The 26,541-nt window shown below is 40.8% G+C and carries 22 protein-coding genes; 12 read left to right on the top strand and 10 right to left on the bottom strand.

Translation table 11 applies throughout. The features are described 5' to 3' along the window. Positions 1 to 22 precede the first annotated feature (22 nt). The 10 genes from infB to L6773_RS05780 all read left to right on the top strand — a co-directional run bounded on the left by infB (position 23) and on the right by L6773_RS05780 (position 10,812). Positions 23 to 2,926: a translation initiation factor IF-2 gene (infB, locus tag L6773_RS05825; protein ID WP_237852923.1), complete on the top strand. Its 2,904-nt coding sequence runs from the start codon at positions 23 to 25 to the stop codon at positions 2,924 to 2,926. Between the two features lie 63 nt (positions 2,927 to 2,989). Next, positions 2,990 to 3,379: a 30S ribosome-binding factor RbfA gene (gene rbfA / locus L6773_RS05820; protein ID WP_237852922.1), complete on the top strand. Its 390-nt coding sequence runs from the start codon at positions 2,990 to 2,992 to the stop codon at positions 3,377 to 3,379. A gap of 15 nt (positions 3,380 to 3,394) precedes the next feature. Next, entirely contained in the window at positions 3,395 to 4,144 is a 750-nt protein-coding gene (gene truB / locus L6773_RS05815; RefSeq protein WP_237852921.1) for a tRNA pseudouridine(55) synthase TruB, read from the top strand. Further along, the gene (locus L6773_RS05810) at positions 4,137 to 5,099 is read left to right on the top strand and encodes a bifunctional riboflavin kinase/FAD synthetase (RefSeq protein WP_237852920.1); all 963 of its coding nucleotides are present in this window, start codon (positions 4,137 to 4,139) and stop codon (positions 5,097 to 5,099) included. Before truB ends, L6773_RS05810 begins: the two co-directional genes overlap by 8 nt. Before the next feature lie 49 nt (positions 5,100 to 5,148). Beyond that, the gene (gene rpsO, locus L6773_RS05805; protein ID WP_237852919.1) at positions 5,149 to 5,418 is read left to right on the top strand and encodes a 30S ribosomal protein S15; all 270 of its coding nucleotides are present in this window, start codon (positions 5,149 to 5,151) and stop codon (positions 5,416 to 5,418) included. A gap of 139 nt (positions 5,419 to 5,557) precedes the next feature. Then, on the top strand, positions 5,558 to 7,672 hold the full coding sequence (gene pnp, locus L6773_RS05800; protein WP_237852918.1) for a polyribonucleotide nucleotidyltransferase: 2,115 nt from the start codon (positions 5,558 to 5,560) through the stop codon (positions 7,670 to 7,672). Between the two features lie 96 nt (positions 7,673 to 7,768). Beyond that, positions 7,769 to 8,422 carry a hypothetical protein gene (locus L6773_RS05795; protein WP_237852917.1) on the top strand — a complete coding sequence of 218 codons (654 nt, stop codon included), beginning with the start codon at positions 7,769 to 7,771 and terminating at the stop codon, positions 8,420 to 8,422. 13 nt (positions 8,423 to 8,435) lie between these two features. Continuing rightward, positions 8,436 to 9,170 carry a tRNA pseudouridine(38-40) synthase TruA gene (truA, locus tag L6773_RS05790; RefSeq protein WP_237852916.1) on the top strand — a complete coding sequence of 245 codons (735 nt, stop codon included), beginning with the start codon at positions 8,436 to 8,438 and terminating at the stop codon, positions 9,168 to 9,170. Between the two features lie 154 nt (positions 9,171 to 9,324). Beyond that, positions 9,325 to 10,053: an alpha/beta hydrolase gene (locus L6773_RS05785; RefSeq protein WP_237852915.1), complete on the top strand. Its 729-nt coding sequence runs from the start codon at positions 9,325 to 9,327 to the stop codon at positions 10,051 to 10,053. Between the two features lie 45 nt (positions 10,054 to 10,098). Next, positions 10,099 to 10,812, top strand: coding sequence for a response regulator transcription factor (locus L6773_RS05780; protein WP_237852914.1), 714 nt, complete (start codon positions 10,099 to 10,101; stop codon positions 10,810 to 10,812). Positions 10,813 to 10,877: 65 nt separating this feature from the next. On the opposite strand, the gene L6773_RS05775 is transcribed toward L6773_RS05780, so the two are convergent. From L6773_RS05775 to L6773_RS05755, 5 genes are all read right to left on the bottom strand, one after another. Beyond that, positions 10,878 to 11,864, bottom strand: a complete 987-nt coding sequence (locus tag L6773_RS05775; RefSeq protein ID WP_237852913.1) for a M23 family metallopeptidase — start codon at positions 11,862 to 11,864, stop codon at positions 10,878 to 10,880. Between the two features lie 85 nt (positions 11,865 to 11,949). Next, entirely contained in the window at positions 11,950 to 12,978 is a 1,029-nt protein-coding gene (gene hprK / locus L6773_RS05770) for an HPr(Ser) kinase/phosphatase (RefSeq protein WP_237852912.1), read from the bottom strand. Positions 12,979 to 13,090: 112 nt separating this feature from the next. Then, positions 13,091 to 13,390, bottom strand: a complete 300-nt coding sequence (locus L6773_RS05765) for an HPF/RaiA family ribosome-associated protein (protein ID WP_237852911.1) — start codon at positions 13,388 to 13,390, stop codon at positions 13,091 to 13,093. Between the two features lie 11 nt (positions 13,391 to 13,401). Then, positions 13,402 to 14,322, bottom strand: a complete 921-nt coding sequence (locus L6773_RS05760; RefSeq protein WP_237852910.1) for a tyrosine recombinase XerC — start codon at positions 14,320 to 14,322, stop codon at positions 13,402 to 13,404. 56 nt (positions 14,323 to 14,378) lie between these two features. Further along, positions 14,379 to 15,551: a glycosyltransferase family 2 protein gene (locus L6773_RS05755; RefSeq protein WP_237852909.1), complete on the bottom strand. Its 1,173-nt coding sequence runs from the start codon at positions 15,549 to 15,551 to the stop codon at positions 14,379 to 14,381. A 65-nt stretch (positions 15,552 to 15,616) separates the two neighbouring features. Here L6773_RS05755 and L6773_RS05750 point away from each other — a divergent pair, with 65 nt between their 5' ends. Continuing rightward, positions 15,617 to 16,678 carry a carotenoid 1,2-hydratase family protein gene (locus L6773_RS05750; RefSeq protein ID WP_237852908.1) on the top strand — a complete coding sequence of 354 codons (1,062 nt, stop codon included), beginning with the start codon at positions 15,617 to 15,619 and terminating at the stop codon, positions 16,676 to 16,678. Between the two features lie 94 nt (positions 16,679 to 16,772). On the opposite strand, the gene L6773_RS05745 is transcribed toward L6773_RS05750, so the two are convergent. The 5 genes from L6773_RS05745 to L6773_RS05725 all read right to left on the bottom strand — a co-directional run bounded on the left by L6773_RS05745 (position 16,773) and on the right by L6773_RS05725 (position 25,094). Beyond that, complete coding sequence (locus L6773_RS05745) at positions 16,773 to 18,539, bottom strand: fasciclin domain-containing protein (RefSeq protein ID WP_237852907.1); 1,767 nt, start codon at positions 18,537 to 18,539, stop codon at positions 16,773 to 16,775. Positions 18,540 to 18,790: 251 nt separating this feature from the next. Further along, entirely contained in the window at positions 18,791 to 19,738 is a 948-nt protein-coding gene (locus L6773_RS05740) for an L-threonylcarbamoyladenylate synthase (RefSeq protein WP_237852906.1), read from the bottom strand. Further along, the gene (gene mfd, locus L6773_RS05735; protein ID WP_237852905.1) at positions 19,735 to 23,085 is read right to left on the bottom strand and encodes a transcription-repair coupling factor; all 3,351 of its coding nucleotides are present in this window, start codon (positions 23,083 to 23,085) and stop codon (positions 19,735 to 19,737) included. The genes L6773_RS05740 and mfd overlap by 4 nt, the downstream gene beginning before the upstream one ends. 21 nt (positions 23,086 to 23,106) lie before the next feature. Beyond that, positions 23,107 to 24,105: a vWA domain-containing protein gene (locus L6773_RS05730; RefSeq protein WP_237852904.1), complete on the bottom strand. Its 999-nt coding sequence runs from the start codon at positions 24,103 to 24,105 to the stop codon at positions 23,107 to 23,109. Beyond that, positions 24,102 to 25,094 (bottom strand): hypothetical protein, encoded by a 993-nt coding sequence (locus L6773_RS05725; RefSeq protein ID WP_237852903.1) that lies wholly within the window; start codon positions 25,092 to 25,094, stop codon positions 24,102 to 24,104. The genes L6773_RS05730 and L6773_RS05725 overlap by 4 nt, the downstream gene beginning before the upstream one ends. A 179-nt stretch (positions 25,095 to 25,273) precedes the next feature. Here L6773_RS05725 and L6773_RS05720 point away from each other — a divergent pair, with 179 nt between their 5' ends. After that, positions 25,274 to 26,539, top strand: coding sequence for a M23 family metallopeptidase (locus L6773_RS05720; RefSeq protein ID WP_237852902.1), 1,266 nt, complete (start codon positions 25,274 to 25,276; stop codon positions 26,537 to 26,539). Positions 26,540 to 26,541 lie beyond the last annotated feature (2 nt).

The following is a 26,541-nucleotide window of genomic DNA, read 5'->3' as shown; positions in this document are numbered from 1 at the left end:
GATAAACACGTAACACCCATTTATGACGAAGCAAAAACCTAAAAAGCTATTTAAGGTAGCATCTGAATTCAATGTTGCCACTCAATCAATTGTAGATACATTGAGTGAGAATGGGTTCGATGTAACCAATCGTCCGAACTCCAGCATCACCGCGGAGATGTACGAGGTGCTTGAGGGTGTGTATGGTGATGACAAAGAGAAAAGTATTGAACATGAGAGAGCGCGTGAGGAATATGAAAGCCGCCGAAACCAAATCATGTCGAGCCGAAATGAAAGCGTGACGATTGAAAGCCATCTCGAACCGATGGATGATCTCCCTTTGGAACCGGAGGAAGATTCGGGGCCTGAAGCAGAGCTTGAACCTGTAGATGATCAATCATCAGACAAAGAGAAAAAAGAGAAAGAGGAAGAAAAAGAAGAAGTTACGGAGGAACCTGAAGAGGTTACTGAAGATAAGGAAGAGGAAGAAGTAGCAGCAGAAGCAGATGATGAAGAAGAGGTAACTGCTGAAGTAGAAGAAAAAGATGAAGATGAAGAGGTTGCAGAAAAATCTGAAGAAGTAGAAGCTGAGAAAGAAAAAGAGCCTGAAGAAGAACAAGAAACAAAAATAGAAGAAGGTTCTGAAGACCAAGAGGAAGAGGAAGAAGAAGATGATGATCATGATCATGAGGATGAGGAAGAATATGAAGATGAAGATGAGGATGAGGAAGAAGAAGAAAAAGATGAAGAGGATGGAGAAGACGAAGAAGAAGATGAAGAAGATGAAGATGTTGTCCGCGGGCGTGCTGGCCGACTGAGTGGTACAAAAGTTCTTGGTAAGGTTGAGTTTTCACGCGAAAACAGGAAAAAGAGGAAAAAGAGAAAACGCAGAAAAGATCGCCTCGATCCCGATGAAAGATCATCCAGAAAAGACAAGAAAAAGAAAACTAAAAAGGATGACGACAGCTCCGCCAAGTCCTCGAAGAAATCTAAAAAGAAACGATCACGCAGAAGCAGCAGAGTTGATGAAGAGGATGTAGAGAAGAAAATGAAAGAAACTCTCCAGAGAATTAAGGAGGGTGAAACTGTTGGAAGTAAACGACAAAAACGTCGTAAACAAAGAAGAGAAGAGAGAGAAGAAGAGCGGGCACAGCAGGAGGAACTCGAAGAACTTGAAGAGACAACTCTCGAAGTCACTGAATTTATCACAGTAAGTGATCTTGCTGATTTGATGGGAGTGAAATCCAATGATGTTATTACAACATGTATGTCGCTCGGTATGATGGTGTCCATCAATCAGCGATTGGATGCCGCAACGATCGAATTGGTAGCTGAAGAGTACGGCTACGATGTAGAATTTGTCGATGCGGAAGAGATGATCGAAGATGAAATCGAGGTTGAAGAAGATGATCCCGAAGATCTCGAACCAAGATCACCAATAATTACCGTAATGGGGCACGTCGATCACGGTAAAACATCACTTCTTGATTATATCCGTAAAGCAAAAGTTGCTGCAGGTGAAGCCGGAGGAATTACTCAGCACGTAGGTGCCTACGAAGTTGAAACTGATTCTGGTAAGAAAATTACATTCCTTGATACACCCGGCCACGAGGCATTTACTGCAATGAGGAGCCGAGGTGCACAGGCAACAGATATTGTGATTCTTGTTGTAGCTGCCGATGATGCTGTGATGCCTCAAACAATTGAGGCGATTAATCACTCCAAAGCAGCCGGTGTACCAATGGTAGTAGCCATCAACAAGATGGATAAAGCAGGCGCAAACCCGGATAAGATTAAGAGTCAGCTTTCTGAGCACGGTGTAATCGTTGAAGAGTATGGCGGAAAGAACCAGGTTGCAGAAGTTTCTGCTCATACAGGTGAAGGAATCGACGAACTTTTAGAAAAAGTGTTGATTGAAGCTGAACTAATGGAGTTGCAGGCTAATCCAGACCGACTTGCCCAGGGAATTGTATTGGAATCCAGGATTGATAAAGGAAAAGGAACTGTTGCAAATATTCTTATACAGAACGGAACCTTAAAAGTGGGTGATCCATTTGTTGCCGGCCCGGTTTTTGGCCGTGTACGAGCGATGGAAAACGAACATGGAGAACGGTTAGAAGCAGCCGGGCCATCAACCCCTATTCAGTTAACAGGGTTTGATGATACTCCACAGGCCGGTGATCGATTGATTGTTCCGAAAGAGGAGAAAGCAGCTAAAGAAATTGCTAATCAGCGACAGCAAATTCGTAGAGAGCAATCACTTAGACAAACCAAGCATCTTACGCTCGATGATCTTTCCAGAAGAATGGCTCTGGGTGAAGTTTCTGAACTGAACATCATCATAAAAGCCGATGTGGATGGTTCTATTGAAGCCCTTTCCGGTGCACTGCAGAAACTTAGCACAGAAGAGGTGTCTGTAAATATCATTCATACAGGGTCGGGTGCAATAACAGAAAGTGACGTGTTACTTGCATCTGCATCTGATGCGATTATTATTGGATTCCAGGTTCGACCAACATCAACAGCACGTAAGCTTGCCGAAAATGAAAGTATTGATATTCGGTTGTTTAGTGTTATTTACGATGCGGTTGATGAAGTTCATGATGCCCTGGAGGGTATGCTTAGTCCGGAAATCAAAGAAGAGATGAAAGGACTTGTGACAGTTCGTGAGATCTTCAAAATTTCTCGTGTAGGAACTATTGCCGGCTGTTATGTTAACGAAGGCAAAATAAATCGCAACAACCCAATACGGATTATACGTGATGGAGTAGTGATTTATGATGGTGAGATTGATACGCTCAAACGCTTCAAGGATGATGTTAAAGAAGTGCAGGCCGGTTACGAATGTGGTATAAGTATCGAAAACTTCAACGACATTAAAGTAGGCGATGAATTCGAGAGTTACGAAGTTGTTGAAGAGAAACGTAAGCTTGAGGATGCGCGATAATTACCGGAAACATTCCTTTCTTGAAGAATTGGAAGTAAAACTCATACAAAAAATTGGAGAATTATGAGTATTAGAACAGAAAGGCTTAGTTCTGTTATTCAAAAAGATATCGGCAAGATTCTTCAGCAAGATTATCAGCCAACCGGTACATTTATTACAGTAACCCAGGTTCGAATGACTCAGGACCTTTCAATTGCCAAAGTTTACCTGAGTATATTTTCACCTGACCGTGATGTTAAGGCCATTTACAAAGCAATTGATGATGCACAGGATGAGATTCGATATCAGCTCGCATCAAAAATTAAAAACCAGGTTCGGCGGATTCCAGAGCTTCTTTTCTATGAGGATGATACAGCCGAATATGTAAATAAAATGGAGCGCCTGTTTAAAAAAGCAAGAGAAGGGCGCGGAGATTATGATGAGGACTCGAGCTCTGAGAATGATCCATCCTAATAAGGGTGACTATCTATGGCAAAAAGCATAATTCCTCTTTCTGATTTGCCAGTGATTGATAAGCAAAACGATCAAATTACAAACTCAGAGATATATAAACGTGGAGCAGCCATATTAATGGACAAACCCATTCACTGGAGCAGTTTTGATGTGGTTAGATATATTCGAAGGCGTATACCTGCAAAAAAGGTTGGCCATGCCGGTACTCTGGATCCATTGGCTACCGGGCTGTTGATATTGTGTTCAGGCAAAGCCACACGAACGGTCTCGCAAATCCAGGCACTCCCAAAAACTTATATTGCTAACATTAAGTTTGGGTCATCAACTCCAAGTTACGATGCTGAAACGAAGCCCGATAAAGAGGTGGAATGGACCCATATTTCAGAGGAAGCCGTTCGAAAAGCAATTAGAAATAAGTTTACAGGTACTATTTCCCAGGTACCCCCCGCATACTCGGCAATCCGTGTAAAAGGACAGCGGCTCTATAAAAAAGCCAGAAGAGGAGAGGATGTTGAGTTATACCCAAGGCAGATTACCATACATTCAATAGAAATTGAAGATTTTTCACTTCCTGAAATTACAGTCCGGGTTCATTGTGGTAAAGGCACTTATATTCGTTCCTTGGCCCACGATTTAGGAATTGAATTGGAGAGCCGCGCTCACTTAACGTCACTGAGAAGGATTGATACGGGTCACTTCTCTGTTGACAATGCATTAACTCCTGAAGAATTTGATGAACGAATAAAATCAAAGAAAGATGGCTGATATCGTATTTCTTGATGATGTAAAAAGAAACCTCAAAACTGTGTTAACAGTCGGTACATTCGACGGTGTTCACGCAGGCCATAAAGTACTTGTAAACCGTGTAATTGATCTGGCCAAGGAAGAAGATGCAAGAAGCGTTATTGTTACGTTTGATCCACATCCCAGGGATATCATCAATCCCGGACAGGCAGGCATTAAATTACTGAGTTCGCTTGATGAGAGAAGTGAATTACTGGCTGACCTTGGAGTGGATGAGATGGTAGTGATTCCTTTTGATCGTGATTTTTCACTGTTAACATCGGAGGAGTTTGTGAGAGATGTCATTTGGAAAAAAATTGGTGTGTCTTCATTTGTAATCGGGTATGATCACCAGTTTGGCAGAAATCGTGAGGGCACCATTGAAACCGTGGAAGAGTTAGGCAGAGAGCTGGGTTTCAAAACTTACGTGGTCTCAAAACAAGAAGTGGGGGATAAAACTGTGAGTAGTACAGCCATCAGGAATGCCCTGCATGAAGATGGGGATATGGAACTTGCGGCTTCACTTCTCGAGAAGTACTACATTCTTAATGGAACGGTGGTCCATGGAGATAAAAGAGGGAAAAAAATTGGGTTTCCAACTGCTAATATAAAGCCTCAGAACGAAAAAAAAGTTATTCCCAAAAAAGGTGTTTACGCTGTTTGGGTTCGCTATGAAGAATCTTACTACAAGGGCATGATGAATATTGGAGAACGTCCTACATTCAATGGCGACGCAATAACTCTTGAGGTACATATTCTTGACTTCAACACTGAAATCTACGGCAAAGATGTTCAATTACAATTTGTAAAAAGAATTCGGGATGAAAAACAGTTTAATGGCCTAGAGGAATTGAAGAATCAGTTGAATAAAGATAAAGAAGAAGTTAAATCTGTTTTAGGGAATAGCTCACCTAACATTGCAAAACATATGAAATAACATTATTTTAAGTAGCTATATCAGATAAAGTAAATTTTAGAAATTTGAAATGAGTATAACGAAAGAAAAGAAACAAGAAATTATTGAAAACTATGGTGGCGCCGAAGATAACACGGGGTCAACAGAGGCACAGATTGCTATTCTGACTGCTCGAATTAACGATCTAACTGAGCACTTGAGTGAGAATAAACTGGATCACTCGTCAAGACGCGGTCTGTTAAAAATGGTTGGTAAAAGAAGGCGACTTCTCAATTACCTGAAAGAAAGTGATATTATTAAATATCGCGAATTGATTAAAGATCTAGGTATAAGAAAATAAGCATCTCCATTTTGGCACGTTCATTCGTGCCTTTTTTTTATCCTCAAATACCAATCGCTTACCACAGAGTATTTGTTTGATTTGCTTGAAAAAAGGATTATTACATTTGACAATTTAGACGAAAGAAAAAATAGATTTTATGAAAGAAGATTTTAAAAGTGTTGAGTTTGCACCGGGAAAAACGCTATCCGTAGAAACGGGGAGACTTGCAAAGTTAGCTGATGGTGCCGTAACCGTTCGCATGGGGGATACGATGGTCTTATGTACCGTGGTTAGTGCCAAGGAGCCAAAACCCGGACAAGACTTTTTCCCGCTGGTTGTAGATTTACGAGAAAGTTTTTCAGCAGGCGGAAAATTTCCGGGTGGTTTTATCAAGCGGGAAGGTCGCCCATCAGACGGTGAGACTCTCGCCAGCCGATTAATCGACCGGAGTTTACGGCCACTTTTCCCTGAAGGATATTACAATGACACACAAGTTATTTGCCAGGTATTCTCATCAGATGGACAAAATGAAGCTGATGTATTAGGTGCGCTTGGAGCGTCTGCTGCAATTCACATTTCAGATATTCCTTTTGCAGGACCGATGGCTCAGGTTAAAGTTGGCCGAATTGATGGTGAGTTTATTATTAATCCCACTATCGATGAGCTGAAAGTAAGCGATATGGATCTTATCGTTGCCGGTACTGCCGAAAGCGTTATTATGATTGAAGGAGAGATGGATGAAATGAGCGAAGCTGAAATGCTTGCAGCCGTCAAAGAAGGTCATAAGGCAATCGTCAAACTCTGTGAATTTCAGGAAGAGCTTCGTGAAGAATTTGGTGTTGAAAAACGAGAATTTGAGGCGGAATCCGCCGATGAAAATTTAAAATCCGCAGTTGAAGAGAAAGCTGCTGAGCAAATTAAAGAGATCGTAAATATTGGTCTTGGAAAAGAAGAGTACAATGGCCGTCTAAAAGAAGTTAAAGACGCTGTTCTTGAAGAATTGACGGCTACCGAGGATTATGAAGAAGCGGGTGATGAAATCTCTGATCTGCTGAGCAAGATTGAGAAACGAGAACTCCGAAATATGATTCTTGAGAAGAAACGCCGAATTGATGGCCGATCACCTGAAGATATTCGCGACATCTGGACTCAAGTTGGTTATTTACCCCGGGCTCACGGTTCAGCAATCTTTACGCGCGGAGAAACCCAGTCTTTAGTTTCAGTAACTCTCGGAACCAAACAAGATGCTCAATCAGTTGACACTCTTTATTTTGAAGAGGACAAAACCTTCTACCTGCACTATAACTTCCCTCCATTCTGCGTAGGTGAAGCTGGATTTATGCGAGGACCGGGACGTCGTGAAATTGGTCATGGTCATCTTGCTGAACGTGCTTTAAAGATGGTTCTTCCGAAATTTGAAGATTTTGGATATGTAATTCGTGTTAGATCCGACATTTTAGAATCTAACGGCTCATCTTCAATGGCATCAGTTTGTGGTGGTTCTATGGCGCTTATGGATGCCGGAGTTCCGATGCCTAAACCGGTTGCCGGAATTGCAATGGGTATGATTGTTGGTGAAAATAACACCGTTGTTCTTTCTGACATTCGTGGTGAGGAAGATTTCATGGGAGACATGGATTTCAAAACCGCAGGTACAGCAGACGGTATTACTGCCACTCAGATGGATATGAAAGTTCAGGGAATCAGCTTTGAAATACTTGAAGAAGCTCTTGAACAAGCCAGAACCGGCCGATTGCATATACTTGAGAAAATGGCTGAAACCATCTCAACGGGCAGAGAAACCTTGTCAGAATACGCACCCCAGTTTATCAACATGACGATTGACGGCGACAGTATTGGCGCTGTGATTGGTCCTGGCGGCAAAGTGATTCAGACTCTTCAGAAGGAAACCGATACGGAAATCTGGATTGAAGAGGATGATCAGGGCAAGGGTCAGATCACTATTTCAGCTGACAGTCTTGAGAAAGCTGAAAATGCCAAGAAACGAATTCAAGCCATAGCTGGTCAGCTAGATGAAGGCGCAACCTACGAAGGCACAGTGAAAGCGATTAAGGAGTACGGGGCATTTGTTGAAATCGTGCCCGGAAAAGAAGGATTGCTTCATATATCTGAGTTGAACCACAGCCATGTGAAAAGTGTAGAAGACATTCTTTCAGTTGGTGATACTGTAAAAGTGAAACTTCTGAAAGTTGAACATGGAGGAAAACTTCGACTTTCCAGGAAAGCATTGCTTCCGAAAGATGGAGAGTAGTTCTTTCTTAAAGTAAAAATCATTTCAAAGCGACTTCATTAATTGGAGTCGCTTTTTTTATTTTAGAGCAGTGACTCAAACTGACTTACTTAAGTGATGATTTATCGAATACTGATCATTGGCATGTTAAGTACCTTATTCACTGCTTCAGCATATTCTTTATGTCAGGCACAGAATAGGGTAAAACCGGAAGCTGCTTTCGTCCGATCCTTGATTCTACCGGGTTGGGGCCATTATTACGTAAATTCCGATCAGTGGAGGAGAGGCCAAATACACTTGGGTACAGAAGTTGCACTGATCGCTTCATACTTTGGCTTTAGATTACGGGCGGGAAATCTCAAAGACCAGTACGAGACTTTAGCTTCTCTGAAAGCGGGTGTTGATATTTCAGACCGGAGCCGAACATTTAGGTTAGCAGTTGGTGATTTTAATTCCATTGAAGAATACAACAATTTTCAACTGAGAAGCAGAAATTGGAATCGCCTCTATGAAGTTGAATCTGTTAACCAATGGAAATGGGAATCTGAAGTGGACCGTGATAACTATAATAACTTAAAGTCGGATGTTGATCGCGTTAAAAATCAACTTCCAGCAATTCTTGGTTTAATGGTTGTAAATAGAGTTTTAAGTGCTATTAGTTCATACAACCGTGCAAAAAAACAAACATATCAACCGGAATTGAACATTATGCCTATTTCTGTTTCATCTGATGAACTTGGGATTGTAGCACGTGTTAATCTGCAATTTTGATGGGATATCTAAAATGAGCAACCGTTATAAACTGACGTTTGAATATGACGGGACAAATTTTAATGGTTGGCAAAAGCAACCGGAAGGCCGAACAGTCCAGGGTGTCATTGAACAGGCTTTGTCAACATTTTATCAAGATGATATAAATATTGTTGGGCAAGGCAGAACAGATGCAGGTGTTCACGCCAGGGAACAGGTCGCCCATACCAATTTGCCGGACTCATATAGTATTTCTCGGCTTCACAGGGCATTAAGTGGACTTCTTCCAAAAGATGTAGCACTCATTGATGCAAAGATGGTCGCTGATGACTTCCATGCTCGGTTTCATGCGACATCAAGAGAGTATGAATACCTTGTTATTGAGAGACCCTCCCCGCTATTGAGAAATTTTGCCTGGCATTCCTTCAAACCTATTTCCTTTGAGCTGTTAGAAGAATGTGCTGAAGAGATTACCGGTGAGCATGATTTTATAAATTTCTGTATCCCGCCGGCTGAAAGGGGTATGACAACCACTTCTACTATTACAAGAAGCCGGTGGGAAAAAAGAGAATATAAATTGATTTACGAAATCGAAGGAAATCGGTTTTTGAGGCACCTTGTACGCCGATTGGTGGGTACCATGATACGGATTTCCGATGGAACGCTTCCGATAGAAAAATTCCGTGACCTGCTATCCGGAGCAAAAACTGATCAGAAAGGTCATGCAGCTCCGGCAAAAGGACTCACCCTTACCAAAGTCAATTACTAAGCTACAGTTTCTTTTCATTCTTGAAAGTTTCCCGTTCTGTATGTAGTGTTTTCATATTTGTATGGAAAATAGATTTTATAAACTGTAGGTTAGTTGCATTGACGAAGAATATTATCAATAATATTCACTCCTCTTCAAAATAACTGTACTTAGAATGAATGATAATAATGATGAATTTCTTATTTCAGGAAAATCCTCATTTTGCTATGATGTTCCATTTAGAGTACATGAAACTGGAACTGAAAAAATAGAAAAACCCCTTGTCCTTTATCTGCATGGATTTAAAGATAATCTTGAAGTATTTAGTGAAAGATGCTCAGAAATAGTTGATAAAGTTGAAGCTTATCATCTTTTCATCCAGGGCCCTTATCCTATCTATGACAGACGAAGCAAAAAGAAAGTTAAAGACTGGGGAGCATCCTGGTATCTGTATGATGGTGAACAGGAACAGTTTCTGAGTTCGCTTGAACAGACATCCGTTTTTATTGATAAAATCCTTAAAGAAATCAAAAACTCAATTAAAGTTGAAAGAACTTGCTTAATTGGGTATTCCATGGGGGGATACCTTGCAGGATATTATTCATTAACAAGACCAAGACTCGTGAATGAATTAATTGTTGCAGGTGCGAGAATAAAAACAGAAATTTTAGAAGAGAAATGGGAATTAATATCCCATTTAAATATACTTGCTTTACATGGGGAACACGATAAATTAGTTGATTATCAGCCTCAAAGAAACGAAATTAAAAGGCTTATTAATCACAATGTTTCAGCAGAATTTAAACTAATCGACCAAAAACATAGATTTAATGATGAGTTCATCAGTTTGATTTGTGAATGGCTAAGTAACAAAAACTATAGACTTTTCAACACAATCAAATAGATAAACTAATCTGTTCATCAGTGCTATAAAAACATCAATGATTATATGGAAAAATTAGAAGGATTAAAGTTTCTCGTAGTTGAAGATGATCCAACTGTTCGGCTACTCGTAAAAAAAGCTCTTGAAAATAACGGAGGGATTATTGCTGAGGCAGACTCTGCTAAAGCCGGTAAAGAGAAAGCTATGAAGAACGATTACGACATGATTGTTCTTGATTTACGACTGCCGGACGGTACCGGATATGATGTCTGTGTAGATCTGCGTGAAAATGATGTAACAACTCCGATTTTAGTCTTATCCGCCGAACAGGAAACCAACATGAAAGTAAGAGTTCTAAATGTTGGAGCTGATGACTACCTCACAAAACCCTTCAGTGTGGAAGAACTTTTAGCACGGATTGAGGCGATTCACAGGAGAACAAATTCACATAACAGTTCCGAAAGCGAGTTGGAATGTCATGAGATGAAAATTAATCTCATAGAAAGGAAAATGATAATAAACGGCGCTGAGGTTAAACTCACAAACAGCGAGTTCAACCTTTTGGTGTACCTGGTTCGTAATTCCGGCAGAACAGTATCTCAAGAAGAGTTAGCAGAAAAGGTATGGGGCATCGATTTTAATACCCAAACGAACTATATCAATGTTTACATAAGCTATTTGAGGAAGAAGATAAGGAAACATTCAGACTTTCAATATATTCGAACGATACGGAAGAAAGGCTTCAAAGCCGTATGTGGTCCAAAAGATGATCTTGATTAATTAGTTCAAAGAATCTGCCGGGTTACAACGGGATTAATCAGTAAAAAGAAAAAAATCAGTAAAAATTAGTTGATGTAGGAGAGAGGCTCATTGGTTGAAGTGGAACCATTTCTTTTGAAAAGTAAATATTCTTCCGGGGTAACATCTGCAATTAGGTAATTTAAAGGATCGATTGGCCGGTTATTAACAAGCACTTCGTAATGCAAATGAGGTCCTTCAGTTAAACCTGAATTACCGGTAAATCCAATTAGTTCTCCTCGCTTAACCTCTTGTCCGACTTTAAGATTATTCACAAAACTTGATAAATGGGCGTAACGAGTTACAAATCCAAAGCCATGGTCGATCTCAATGAGGTTGCCAAAGGTCCCATTTCGCCCTGCAAACTTAATCACGCCATCTCCGGTGGCATAGACGTCTGTGGCAATGTCAGCGCGGAAATCAATTCCTTCATGCATTCGCTTATATCGTAATACAGGATGAATTCTCATACCATAACCACTTATAATGATTCCATTAACCGGACGAATAGCAGGAATGCTCTTCAATCTCTCTCTATTTGTAGAATAGTATTTTTTTACTTCAGCAAATGATACTTTTTGAACTCCGAGTCTTCGTTCCAGTCGGTCAAGTTTAGATGCAGTACTTCTTAAAATAGCGGCAGTATCTTCACTGTAGTAGTCATATTCAGAGTATGCATCAGACCCGCCGGTACCCGCCATTCTAAGATCTTCAGTAACGGGGTCGAGTCCTAAAATTGTACGGTACATTTCATTATCAAGCTGTGAAATAGATTCAAGCTGGTTCTCAATATCTGTGATTGATGTTTCAGCTAATTTTAGCTGCTCCACAAGTGCTTGATTCTCATCTTTAAGCATAATTTCGGCAGGAGTACCCACATAATTGGAAAGTAAAGCAATACCAAACGCTGCCAAAACAATTCCATTTATGAGCCAAAAAGAGAATGAGTGTATGAGCTTTTTTTTCAGATCGTATTCTATAGGAACAAACTCGCAACGGTCTGAGTCATAATAAAAATGGTTTTTTCTTGTCATAGAAAATAAACAACAAAGAGATCAAGTTAGATTCAAAAAGGTACACTTTTAGGGTGTAAAATAAAAATGAGGAATGTCCAATAAACTACTCGAAATCCCCTTCAAAATATTCAACAGCTCGTCTTGGCATATCGTGCCGATTTTTCTTATCTGCTATATGCTTTTTGATTTTTTTCTGAAACTCTTCAGCTGCATCATAGCCGTAATGTTTGAGCAGATAGTTCATTGCAATGACTTCGGCAATTACAGTAATATTTTTGCCGGGAGTAATAGGTAAATGGATTAAGGGGATTTTTGTTCCCAAAATTTCAACAGTATCGTGGTCGAGCCCTGTGCGGTTCAGGTTTTCTGTATCTTCCCAAAGTGAAAGTTCCAGGATAACTTCAAGTCTTTTTTGATAGCGTATGGAGCGAATCCCAAACATCGACATCACATCAATAATACCCAGTCCGCGGATCTCCATAAAATGCTTGTTCATCTCTGTAGCGGATGCCAGTAATACATTACTTTTTTTGGTAAGCATTACAACATCATCAGAAACAAGCCGATGTCCTCTTTCAACGAGGTCCAGTGCTACTTCGCTTTTACCCAACCCAGATTTTCCGCTGATCAGAATCCCAATTCCATAAACATCTACCATGGTTCCATGCAGCATGGTTTGTAGGGCAAAATAATCTTCAAGAAAATCGCGGAGAAGGTACATGAATTTTGTGGTTTCCAACTCCGTACGATAGACAGGAATTCCTCTATTTTCAGCTTTTTTTAAAAGATCGTTGCTAAGTTCATTCCCGCTGGTTATAAAGATGACCGGCAGATCGAATGAAACTAATTTTTCAAACGATTTAGTTCGTTCACTTTCGGATAAATTTCTCAGGAAATTACACTCCGTATTTCCGATTACCTGAATACGTTGATAGGTAAAAAGGTCGGTATAGCCGGCTAATGCCAAACCGGGACGATGAAGATCGGCTTCAGTGACCAACTTCTTTTTCGAATAATCCTTTCCCGCATAAGCTTCAATATCAATTTGAGTACGCTCTTTCAGTTTCTCGATCAGGTAAGATACTTCGATATCTTCACGTATCGGTATGGCTTCCTGGTTTTCTAAAGACATTGGTTTAAGTTATGGTTCAGAATTATTCGAAATTTACAATAAAAAAATCCCGCACGACAACTGCATTACTATTGATGCATGATTCACCGTACGGGAAATAATGTTACAGACTTTATTGATGTTCGAAATGTTTGGTTTTGTATTTTCTAATTTGTCTTACAGCGTTGTCAACTGCAGCACCCATTGCTTGTTCGTAACTGGGCGCCGCTTCCGACAAATTAATTAATGTTCCTGGTACTTTTACATTCAGTTCAGCAATTGAGGGGTTATCATCATCATGTCCGGGTTTAAGTATAATATCGCAGACAATAATCTTATCGAAAAACTGGTCAAGCTTTTCTACTGCGCTTAAGCAATATTCCTTTAAATCCGGACTGCTTTGGAAATGCCTTGCTGTGAATGTAGTCTTCATAGTTTCCTCCTTTAGGATTTATTTTCTGCCCTTGGGTGGGCTTGACTGTATATTCTTTGTAAACGTTCTACACTGGTGTGTGTATAAATTTGGGTCGATGCTAGATTTGCATGCCCAAGAAATTCTTTAATTAAGCGAATATCCGCTCCGGCATCAAGCATATGTGTTGCAAAACTGTGACGAAGCGTATGGGGACTTTTTTGAGTCACTTCACTCACTTTCAGTAAATATTTTTTGATAATTCTCTGAACCATCCGCGGATAGATTCTTTTTCCTCCAACCGACAGAAAAAGTGCATTTATATCTCTACTAGTATCAGAAGTAAAAAGCTGGTTCCTTTGTTCCAAATGCTTTTCAATGGCCGTTAAAGCTTTTTCACCAAGTGGAACTATTCGCTGCTTACTTCCTTTGCCAAAAACTGTCAATTGTTTTTGGTGTAATTGAATATCCTTTACATTTAGATTTGTTAGTTCACTCAATCGTATTCCCGTTGAGTAAAAGAGTTCCAGGATTGCTCGTTCCTGAATTGTAGCGGGGTCATTTTCACCGGCAAGTTCCATCATTTCACTAATTTCGCCGGTTTGTACCGTTGTAGGTAACCGCTGTTCTTTCTTTGGGATAATTAACAAATGCGCAGGATTTTTTTGGATATAACCTCTTTTAAAACAGTATTTAAAAAATGAACGAACGGCTGCTACTTTTCTTGCGATTGTACTTCTTGCCATACCTTCTTCAGTAAGCTCTCCAAGCCAAAGTCTGATGATAAGCCTGTCAATTTCTGAAATATCAAGAGAATTTTCATCCTGCTCAAGGTGCCGGGAAGCGGAACCATGGAGCTGATAAAGATCATTTTGATACGAGGTAATAGTGTGTTCAGAAGAATTGCGTTCAATTTTCAGATACTTAAGATATTTCTTGATCAACTCCTTCATCTACTTCAATATGCAATCTAATTCAATAAAAATAAACAGCTGTTAAAGGATTGATTTTAAACTTCTCTGCCTTTCCAAACGATTGTACTGCTGCTGTAATAATCCCGGATCTTTACAATAGCCAATAGCTGAAACCAAAGAACTGCAATGGGATGTGTAAATGCAAACAAAGGATTATTACGATACCATAAAGCAAGAATTAATCTCAAAGTAAGAATGAATGAGATACATGCAATTGAAAGAAAAAAGATTGTAGGATCAAAGATTAATAACGAAAAAATGAGTGTAAAAAATGGCAATACAAATACTATTAAATGAAGCAGCCCTGCAATGATAAATGCAGGTATATTCTCATTGAAACCCAATAAAAAGTTTTTTCTCAATCCTTCAAATATCTCTTTACTATTATTATACATCCGGCAGGTTACAGAGCCGATTCCACTGAACATTCGCAAGACATATCCATTTTTTTTTATAGTTTTTGCGAGTTCTACATCTTCTACGACTTGATCTTTAACTGCTTCATGGCCGCCAATTTTTCCATATGTATCACGTCTGAAAGCAATACATTGGCCGCAGGCAGCTGCAAATTTAGGAGCCATCTTTTTTCGCAGTTTTGATGGCATCCATCTTGGATCCCTGTAGACATAAATAGAAGGCAGCAATGTTAATAAAGTATAGTAGACCACAGGGATGATGGTGTTTTCCCAAAAGGTAATCAGTTTTTGACGGGGCCAAACAGTCAACATATCTAACTCGTAGTGATTCATGGAGTTCACGGTGTGCTCAAGCATTGTTGGAGCAACCTCAGTATCTGCATCAAGAAAAAGAAGGATATCTCCATCAGATTTTTTTGATAACTGGTAGCATGCCCAGGGTTTCCCTAACCAGTTACCCGGTTTGTCTTCGCCCTTATGAACAAAAAAATTGTTTGGGAATTTTTTTTGATATGATTCAGCGATTTCAAATGTTCGGTCTGCGGATTGGTCGTCCATAACATGTACCGAATAATTTTCCCAGGTTTGATTTTCGAGAGATGCCAACAGTTTCCCAATTTTATTTTCTTCATTCCTTGCAGGAATACAGACAGATACTTTTGGATTTTCGGTAGATGTTGGTGAAGTACTAAGAGGGGTAAGTTCGAATCGGTTTCGAATAAAAATCAGGGAAGTGATCAATAGGTAAATTAAAGCAAAAAAAAGAAGCCAGGTAATTACTTGTATTGCCATGATATTGTCGTTAAAATGGTAGAGGTTAAGAACGAAATCAATGCCCTTACCATTCTTTTGATGCTATGAATATAATATCAAATTACTCAAAGGATACGAAAACCGAGAAGAAGATTTCAGGGAGTTATGAGTGGTGGTACTTTGATGCACAATCCACAGACGGGTACAAACTTGTCATCATTTTTTATGAAGGAAACCCATTTTCCCGAAGATATATAGAGGCCCAAGAGAAAAATTCATCCGCTAATGCAGAACAGTATCCGGCTATCAGTATATCGATTTATAAAGGTAGTAAACCAATCTATTACTCTTTTCGGGAAGTTGATTCAAAATCAGCGGAATATTCAAATAAACTGCCAAAAGGAAGAGTAGAAAATAACCGTTTTGAAGGTCGAAGTCACCAAACCCGACTTGAATATTCAATTTCATTAGACCAGTCACTTTCTAATGGAGATTCAATTGTAGCCGATCTTACATTCAGTGCAGACCGGCAGTCTCAGCCGTTCAGTCCTTCAAAAGATAATGGACAAGAATCTCATGAATGGAATCTGGTGATGCCTTCATGTCATGTATCGGGGAACATTAAGGTTTCAGGGTACCATGATGAGGAAATAAATTTTAATGGTTTAGGATATCACGATCATAATGTGGGATTCGAACCTCTAAAAGAGAGTTTTGTTGAGTGGTACTGGGGTCGATATCATCTCAACAACTCTACGTTTGTATATTACTTGATGAATAAAAATGAAATTTGGGAAAAAAAGGCCTGGCTGATTGATAAAAGTGGAGAAATTTTACGATGTAATGATATTGAAACATCCAACCATGAATTATCCCTATTCGGGTTGAAGACGGCACGTAAGATTCGGGCTAAGGCGAAAGATTCAGAAATGTATTTACAATTAGATGAAATCTTGGATAGTGGCCCTTTTTATCAACGCTTTGGTGGTAGGCTACTAATGAGATCGGAAGTTGGAATTGAGGAAGCTAAAGGTATTTCTGAATACATCAAACCGGGTAGAATTTATCATAAAATGTATTGGCCACTTGTAAATATGAGAATAGCTTATCCCGGAAAGAACCACTGGGTACAAAAAAATCCTGTTCTTTATCGCTGGACTTGGTAGGGTTCTAAATGGTTTTTTAAAAGAAAAAAGGCAGTACGTAAAACATACTGCCTTTCTCTTTTTAGGGTAATGGTACTAACTTGCGCTAACTTAATTAATCAGTGTAGCTTGGTGGTAATAACACACCATCTATAATATGAATTACACCGTTCGTTCCCTGGAGGTCAACTGTAGTAACATTCACGGAGCCGTTCAAAGTTACATTTCCTTCTCCATCAATATTAACAGTAATATCTTCTCCCTGGACTGTTGTTACCGTCATTCCATCTGAAAGACTACCAGAAAGCGCCTCTGTGGCAGCAGTATGGTATAAAAGTACCTCTTCTACCTGCTCAGGTGTTAAGGTTTCTAATGTTTCACTTACAGCTTCGAATGCAGCGTTGGTCGGCGCAAACACTGTAAATGGTCCATCTCCCTGGAGAGTTGAAACGAGATCAGCATCAGCAACCAATGTGACTAAAGTACTCAGCATATAGTTTTTAGAAGCTATCCCAACAATATCCAAAAATGCATTCGGAAGTATTACTTGATCAATGGCATGAATTGTTCCGTTACTGGTAGCAATGTCAGCTGCAACAACACCTGCAGATCCATTCACAGTAACATTACCGTCCGCCACAGTCACATAAACTGCCTCGTCAGTTAGTGAAGCAGGAGCTTGCTCATCTTCTAAATCACCGGAAGCTACTTCAACCGGTAAAACATGGTAACTCAGGATAGTAGCTAGTTGTTCTACTGACAGGCTTGCCAGGAGACCCTCCGGAAGAGCTGCGAAGGCATCATCGGTTGGTGCAAATACGGTAAAAGTTCCATCGGCTGCAGACAGTGCGTCAGCCAATCCGGCATCAACTACAGCGCTGACCAGCGTTTCAAAATCATAGCGTTTGGAAGCAGCATCAACAACGGTGCCGTATGCATCAGGAAGAATTACCTGGTCTATGGCATGAATAACACCATTTGTAACATCAACATCTGCAGCGACCACGGAAGCTGATCCATTAACCGTCACATTACCGTCACCATCTTTCGTTACAAACACTTCTCCACCTTCAAGTGAAGCCGGGGCTTGTTCAGCTCCTAAATCGTCTGCAAATACTTCGCCGGAAAGTACATGATAAGTAAGAATTTCAGTCAATTGCTCATCAGTTAAACTTCCGAGAAGTCCATCCGGAAGAGCACTGAATGCATCATCGCTCGGCGCAAATACAGTATAATCACCTGTGTACTTGAGTGTAGTTGTAAGTCCAACTTGCTCGAGAGCGCCTGCAAGAGTTGTAAAATTGCCGAGTTCAACAGCTTGATCAACGATGTTAGGGAGTCCAAGTGCTATTCTAATACTTTGCGGTAATAGAATTGAGTCGATCGCGTGAATGATTCCATTAGAAGCTTCTACATCTGCAGTAATCACGTTTGCAGACCCGTTAACAGTAACTCCGCCATTTGCTTGCACAAGAATCTCTTCTCCAAGCAGAGTTTCTACATCTTGTGTTGCAGCAAGACTGCCGGATGATATTGCCGCACCTGATATTACGTGAAATTGAAGTATTTCAGCTAATTGTTCTGTTGTAAGGCTTTCAAGTACGCCATCAGGCAATCCGTCAAAAGCATCATCAGTTGGTGCAAATACGGTGAAAGGGCCGGTACCCTGAAGTGCATCTGCCAATCCGGCATCTTGAATGGCTTGCACGAGTATGTCGAAATTGCCGTCATCGGTGGCTGTCTCAACTATGTTAGTATTGGTATCTGGGTCGGGGTCCATTCCGCCGCCGTTGTTATCATCACTGCATGAGATGAATAATCCAAAACTCACTAAAGCTATGAGCAAAAGTGTGTTAATTTTAGTTACTATCTTCGAATCCATTTTATTTTTGGGTTGGTTTAATTTTACTTGACTTTCGAATCAATTTTAACCCTCAACACACTTTTAACTTCAAATCGTTTGGATTTTTTTTATTTTTTTTTCTATGAACTATCCTCCAGATTATTGTGTTTTTTTGAATTTTCTTTCTTTTCTAAAAGCGCAAAAATGTATATAAAAACAGGGTTTTAGAGGATGGATTAATTTGTCTTACCCTGTGTAGAATTTGCCGCTTTAATCAGATTTGGGCTGAATCAGGAACTAATTGCGCGTTTAATTCGGTCTTTGAGAGCGGGAATTAAAGGGTGTATTTTTTCGTCCGTGAACGGTTCAATATAAATCGTACTGCAGGAGATATAGTCTGCAGTTCGAAAGTGATCATACAGGTCTCTAGCCAATGATGAATAGTCACCTTGGTAGGTGTGAACATTTTTCCGGTTTGAGGATTTGATTGTTTTTGAATGGAAGATGAAATAACTGTCAGAATCACTGATGTTTTTTACGGAATAATCCAGCCATTTTACAGAAGCTTTTGGCTTATAATGTGTAAAGCGAGTTCCGGGACTTTTTTTTCCAGACTTTTTATCTGATTCGGCTATCAGCTTCACTTCTTTTTTGAGCAGATCTTGAATCATCTTTGAATCGACAAATCCGGGACGAAGAATCGTAATAGAGTCACCGCTCAAATCCAGGACGGTAGATTCCAATCCCAGTTTAGATGCGCCACCGTCCAGGATGGGAAAATCATCTCCAAAGTCTTCGATGACATGTCTGGGATTTGTAGGACTGGGGCGACCCGATTTATTTGCACTTGGTGCTGTCAACGGGCCGGTTTTTTTGATGAGTTCCAGCGTCAACGGATGATCAGGCATTCGTACAGCTACCGTATCCAAACCTCCGGTAACAATGTCCGGAACAGATTTTCTCTTTTTTAAAACAACACTCAAAGGACCCGGCCAAAAGCGGTCGGTTAGTTTTTGCAAATCATCGGAAAAATCTTTGGCCACATCTTGTAATTGATTTAAATCACAGATGTGAACGATCAAAGGATTATCTGCCGGGCGACCTTTCTGCTCAAAAATTTTTTTTACGGCATTTATATTGAAAGCATCAGCAGCAAGGCCATAGACGGTTTCGGTTGGAATCGCTACAGTTTCTCCCTGTTTGATTAATTCCGATGCTTTTTCAAGAGTCACTTTCATACCGGTTCACTTTCGGCAACTTCAGCATTTCGCAGAGTTTTCAAGTATTCAATTGCCTCATCCACATCGGCAATATTTGATATCACAAATGTAACGGCATCATTTTTCTGAACAACTTGAAACGGATTATCTTCAAAACTTTGGATTTTCTTCATTGTGCTTTGAAAATGTCCTTCATCATAAAAATGGTCACCCAGGTCACTCTCATTTTTAGGGCAGAGCAGCCACATTCTGTCCGAACGAACGGTTACCTTTTTGAAAAATAATCTCGATGCCAAAAACTTAATTTTTGCAGCTTTCATCAGGTTGGTTCCGCTGTCAGGGATATCACCAAACCGGTCTTCCAACTCATTTTTCCACTCATCGATCTGCTCGAGATTCTCAACCTCAGAAAGTTTTCGATATAAGTTGAGTCGCTCCACACTGTCTTGTACATAAGAGTTTTCGAGATAAGCTGAGAGATCGAACTCAACTTTTGTGTCGGGATAGTCAATTTTCTTCTCTTCATGCTTAAAGAGCGCACTGTACTCCGTTTCCTTTAATTCGCGAACGGCATCATCTAGAATTTTCGTGTAGAGTTCGAATCCAATATCAGAAATGTAGCCGCTTTGTTCGGCTCCCAGAATGTCTCCGGCTCCGCGAATGTCAAGATCCCGCATCGCGATGTTAAAGCCCGATCCCAGGTCAGAAAACTCTTCGAGTGCAGTAAGACGTTTTCGGGCTTCGGGAGAGAGTGTATTTACGGGTGGAGTGATTAAATAACAGTAGGCTTTACGATTTGATCGCCCAACTCTTCCACGCAACTGGTGCAGTTCAGATAATCCAAAATTATTCGCATTGTTGATAATCATTGTATTTGCATTGGCGATATCAATTCCGTTTTCAACAATGTTAGTGGATACAAGGACATCGAATTTATTTAGATAGAAATCACTGATTATCTTTTCGAGCTTGGATCCCGTCATCTGACCGTGAGCAAAACGAACGCGAATATCCGGAACAAGTTCCCGAATCATTCCGGCTACTTCTTCAATATTTTTTACACGATTATGAATAAAAAAGACCTGGCCGCCACGAGAAATTTCCTGGATGATAGCATCTCGAATTAGCGATTCATCAAAACTGTGAATTTCGGTGTAGACCGGTTGACGGTTCGGGGGTGGAGTGTTGATAATGCTGAGGTCGCGTGCGCCCATCAGGGAGAACTGAAGCGTTCTTGGAATCGGTGTGGCCGTAAGAGTGAGCACATCAACCGTTGCCCTGAACTCTTTAAGTTTCTCTTTCACGGAGACGCCAAATCGCTGCTCCTCGTCAATCACCATCAAACCAAGGTTCTTGAATCTCACATCTTTGGAGACAATTCGATGGGTGCCAATCAAAATATCTGTTTTTCCTTCTTTCAGATCTTTGATAATCTGCTTCTGCTCGGCTTTCGTTCTAAATCTGGAGATAACATCAATTTTAACCGGGAACTCCTCCATCCGTTTGCAAAACGTTTTATAATGCTGGTCGGCCAAAATGGTTGTAGGAACTAATACGGCAACCTGTTTTTGATCCATCACTGCTTTAAATGCAGCACGAATAGCGACTTCCGTTTTACCAAACCCAACATCACCACAGATCAGTCTATCCATCGGTTGGGAAGATTCCATATCGTTCTTGACTGCGTTAATGGCATCCATTTGGTCAGGCGTTTCTTCGAACTCAAACCGTGCTTCCATCTCGGTTTGCCACGCATTGTCTGTTGAAAATTCGTAAGCTTTCTGAGCTTTACGTTTGGCATAAAGTTCAATCAGCTCCTTCGCAATGTCTTTAACTTTTTTCTTGGTGCTGGCCTTTTTTCGAGCCCATTGACCGGAGCCAAGCTTTGTAATTCGCGGGACTTTGCCCTCCTTCCCGGAATATTTCTGGAGTTTGTGGAGGCTGGAAACATTCACGTAGAGGATGGAATCTTCCTTATATCTCAGAACGGCGGTTTCCTGGACAGCTCCGCGGACTTCTATTTTTTTGAATCCTGCAAACTTCCCAATACCGTAATCAACGTGGACAACATAGTCACCGATATTTAAGTCCTTCATCTCTTTGAAAGAGATCCCGCCTCGTACCCGCTTCCGTTTGATCCGTGGACGGTGGTACCGATTGAAGATTTGGTGATCAGTGAGGATTGCGAGTTTATTCTGCGGTAGTAAAAAGCCTTCCTGAAGATTTTGTATGAGTACGCTGTACTGAAAATCGTTTCCCGATTCACCTAAGATATTTTCAAATCGGTCTTTCTGATTCTCATGATCGGTGAGAATATAGGTGTGAACTTGTTTTTTGGTCTGATCAGTTATAAAATCCCGAAGCAGTTTAAAACTCCCATTGAATGATGGATGCGGAGAAGTGCCCAGGGACATTGTTTTATCCGCCGTAATATTTTGATTAAAGCTACCAAGCATAATCATCCCATAAGCTTGTACCGCCTCATCCCATTCATGCACGCCTAAATATTCTGATGAAGGTGGCGAATGTTTTTCCTGGTCGATCTTTTGGTAGACTTCTTCTGCTTTTTCAAAATGTTGCTGAATCTCTTCATGGATCAAGTCGGTATCCTCAGCGGCGAGAATTGCATCTTCAGGCAAATAGGTCATCAAACTTTCCTTATTCCCATTTTCTGATGAAGCAGCGTTTGGAACTAACCGTGTATCATTCAAAAAAGCTATGGATCGTTGTGAATCGGGGTCAAACTCTCGAATTGAATCGATCTCATCACCAAAAAATTCAAGCCGAACCGGGTACTCTCCGGAAAAAGGAAATACATCAAAAATCCCTCCGCGAATGGCATACTCGCCCGGTGCATCTACAAATCGTGTTGCCCTGTATCCCTGATCTGCAAGCTTCTCGGAAAGTTTGTTAGGTGGATATTCGTCACCCTTTTCCAAGTGAATGGACGACTCGTAAAATTGGCTTGCCGGCACGAGTTTTTCCGTAATGGCATCCACTGAGGCAATAATGGTCAGCGATGGCTTCTCTTTTAGCATCTCTAACACTTCAGAGCGCTGTACCATGATCGACATATCAACCACCTTCTCGTGATCATACGGTTTATTTCTGGTGGGAGGGAAGAGGTAAATATTCGAAACGCCCATCTCTTCAAAATCGGATGCAACGGAGGCCGCCTTTTCAAAATCTTTGGCGATATAGAGAAGTGTACTTTCTTTCTTCAGAAGATCGGCCAAAAGAAAATTTGCCGATGATCCCGTAAAGCCATCCCATTCCAGGATCTTCTTCTGGTTTAAAAAATCAGCAATTTTTGAGGTCGTTAATCCTAAATTTTGCTGAATAGCTGATGTAATCTGCTCAATCATATTTTACTGATACTCATTTTCTCAAGAGTAGAACAAGGGCGACCGTGCGAAAAATCGTTCGTTTAAAAAACCCAACAACAAAAGCAGTATTCCGGAACCAAGATACCAGGGATACAGGTCTTCCCGGTCGATATAAATAATCTCTTCGATTTCTGATTGTTCCAACTGGTCAATTTCATCATAAATGGCGATTAGCTCCTGCAGGTCAGTAGCCCTGTAATACTGTCCTCCGGTTTGATTTGCAACCTGAGTGAGCATCTCTTCATCGATATTGACTTCCACATTTTGGTAACGTCTGCCAAACACCGGATCATCTACAGGGTAGGGGGCTGTTCCTCTCGTTCCAATTCCTAAAGTATAAATTCTGATTCCAAACGTAGCGGCCATCTCACCAGCCGTAATTGGGTCGATCTCACCGGCATTATTCATCCCATCCGTCAAAAGAATAATCACTTTGCTTTCCGCCTCACTATCCCTCAGGCGGTTAATAGAGGTGGCAATTCCCATCCCGATAGCCGTACCGTCTCGAACCGTCCCGACATCAATGGTTTCCAGCATATTCTTTACGAGATCATGATCCAGGGTAGGAGGGACTACTGTAAAACTCTCGCGTGCAAAAACATTGATTCCAATTCGGTCTGAAAGCCGCTCATTGATAAAGTCAGATGCCACAGATTTTGCCGCTGATAAACGGTTGGGAGAAATATCCTCTGCCAGCATGGAAGATGAGATGTCGATACTCATGATAATATCGATCCCCTCTGCACTTCTCTCGATATTTGAATTTTCCAACTGCGGACGAGCCAACGCTACTACAAATAGGGTATAAGCAGCTACATACAGAACCGGCGTTAACCAAATAAGATAAGCACGATAATTACCGGGCAAATCTTTTAAAAAGTTTGTTGATGAAAACGTAAGAGATGGATCTTTTTTCGTAAGTACAAACCACACCTTATACCCGATGTAAAGCGGGATCAGGATCAGCAGCCAGAAAAATTCAGGATTTGCCCAGGTCATGACGGCTTTTCGGTTGTTTGTTTGATGTTGTCCTCACGAATACCATGCTTTACTTCGTACTTGTACTTCATGTACTTGATCTGCTCGAAATTTACTACATCTGCAGTTTCAATAAATGTTTGAGCCGTTTCCCGGGCCGATTTAGCTCCCTTTGTACCTGGATTAAAGTTTGCAAATTTCACAATATCAGCTTCATTCAGAACTTTTCGGGTTATGGAGATCAATTTAGGCGGTGCAAGTTCTTCCTGGAGAGTGAGCGTGATTTCGGAAGTTGTCATTTCCAAAGCCTGGAATTCATAAACCCGTTTTATGTAAAGCCGTATTGCATCCCCCAGATCGATATAAAATTGCTCGAACTGTTCTTCAGTCACGAGGTCTTCAACATCTGTAAGACTGGATATTGTTTCCTTGAGTTCGTCGAGTGGACTCGAGAACGGAGCAGGTGGGGCAGGTTCTTCGGTTTCTGGTTCTTCCGGGACTTCACGGTTTGAATACCATTGGTAAAAATAATACCCGGCGATTAGCAGAACAATCAAACCGAGAATCCATGGCCACCAGGTTCTGGCAAAATCAAAAATGGGCTTCATGGGACGGAATTCATCATCATCTGCTGCCAGGGAAGTTTTAAAGAAAAGTGGTACGGGGGCTGTTGTAAAAGTCGTATCACTCTCTTCCGTTTGTACGGTAATCTCTTTTGACTCTATGGTTAAGTCCTCAATCGCAAAAAACTGGAGATTATAGACAATACTGTCTCTTCCTGCGGGCGATTGATATCTCTGGATTGAATTTACCGAAAGATCTTCTTCAAAATTTTCTTCGTCGGGAAACTGAATGCTGCTGTAATTTCCATCAAAAACAATGGTATAGGTAAATGTGTCGCCGACCTGGAGAGAATCAGTACCCACATAAGTGTGAACTTGTTGCGCTTCGGCCAAAGCCGTGAAGCTTAAAATGAGAATCAAAAAAGCAGTAAATCTTGCCGGTTTCACGTAGTCAGTTATGATTCAGTTTCAATACTCAAAAAATTTACAAGTCCATAAGATAACGAATGCTTTAACGAAAGTGGAAATGGTTTATTAAATACACAATTCAATTATGATTAAAAGAGCAATTCTATTATTTTCTTTGAAAATCATCTACAGCCATGCTTCTCAAATAAACTGACTGTATGCCAAAAAAACATTTAGCTCTTGTGTCTCTTACATCTGTGATCATCCTTCTGCTCATTCAGTGGAGCCACAGTGCAATTCACTACCCCGAAAAAGAGTCTATTACCACCCAAAATCTTTCTGAGATTCCACCTGCTCCGGAAGTCGACGAATATGGGATGAAAATAGCTGATATTGAAATACTGGATGATGAAATTAATCGAAATGAATCGCTCTATATTATTTTAAATGGTCAGGGCGTATCACCGGAGAAGATTCATCAAATCCAGCAAGAGGCAAATGGTATTGTCAGGCTGAACAGAATGATTCCAGGGCAGGACTATCGATTATATCGGGATGATTCGGGTGTTTTTGCATTTGTCTGGCATCGTTCACCGACGGAGTTTACAACCATCAACTGGAAAGATGAAATCACAATTGAGAATGGTTCTATTCCAATTGATACCGTTGTTCGAACTATATCGGGTACCATTCACAGCTCACTTGCCAATGCCTTGATGGAACAAGAGGTATCGCAGCGGCTGGTGGTTGAATTGGCAAATATCTATGCTTGGACAGTTGATTTTTATGCACTACAGATGGGGGATCAGTTTAAAGCTGTGTATGAAGATCGATACGTGAACGGTGAATATATCGGGATAGGTAAAGTTCGGGCAGCAGAATTTGTTCATCGCGGAAAAGAGCTGCGGGCTTACTATTACGATTATGGTGATGACAGCGGTTACTATGACCCGGAAGGAAACAGCATGCGGCGCGAAATGATGAGAGTACCTTTTGAATACAATCCGCGAATCAGCTCAAGTTTTTCAAGAAACAGATATCACCCAATTCTAAAAAGAAATCGTCCTCACTACGGAACGGATTATGCAGCGCCCTCGGGGACGCCCATTCTTGCTGCCGGTGACGGAGTTGTAACGGAGGCTCAACGCAGAGGTGGAAATGGTAACATTGTTCAGATCAAGCATAACAGTGTATACAAAACCGCTTATTTGCATATGAGCCGTTTTGCAAGAGGAATTCATGCCGGTGCAAATGTAGAGCAAGGCCAGGTAATTGGATATGTTGGTCAAACAGGCCTTGCAACGGGACCACATCTTTGCTACAGGCTCTATAAACATGGATCACCTGTTAATTCGGTAACATATGATTTCCCGCCTTCTGAGGGACTTCAGGAAATATACATGGATGAGTTCATGATGAGAGTCCAAAGATTCGACAATATGCTGAATTCTGTACAAGAACCTGATGAGCTGGCGATGAACTAAAT

Origin of the sequence: Rhodohalobacter sulfatireducens, assembly GCF_022012475.1 — a bacterium.
Classification (GTDB): Bacteria; Bacteroidota; Rhodothermia; order Balneolales; family Balneolaceae; genus Rhodohalobacter; species Rhodohalobacter sulfatireducens.
The sequence above is the reverse complement of the archived record's forward strand: the minus strand, read 5'-3'. Positions and strand labels throughout refer to the sequence as shown.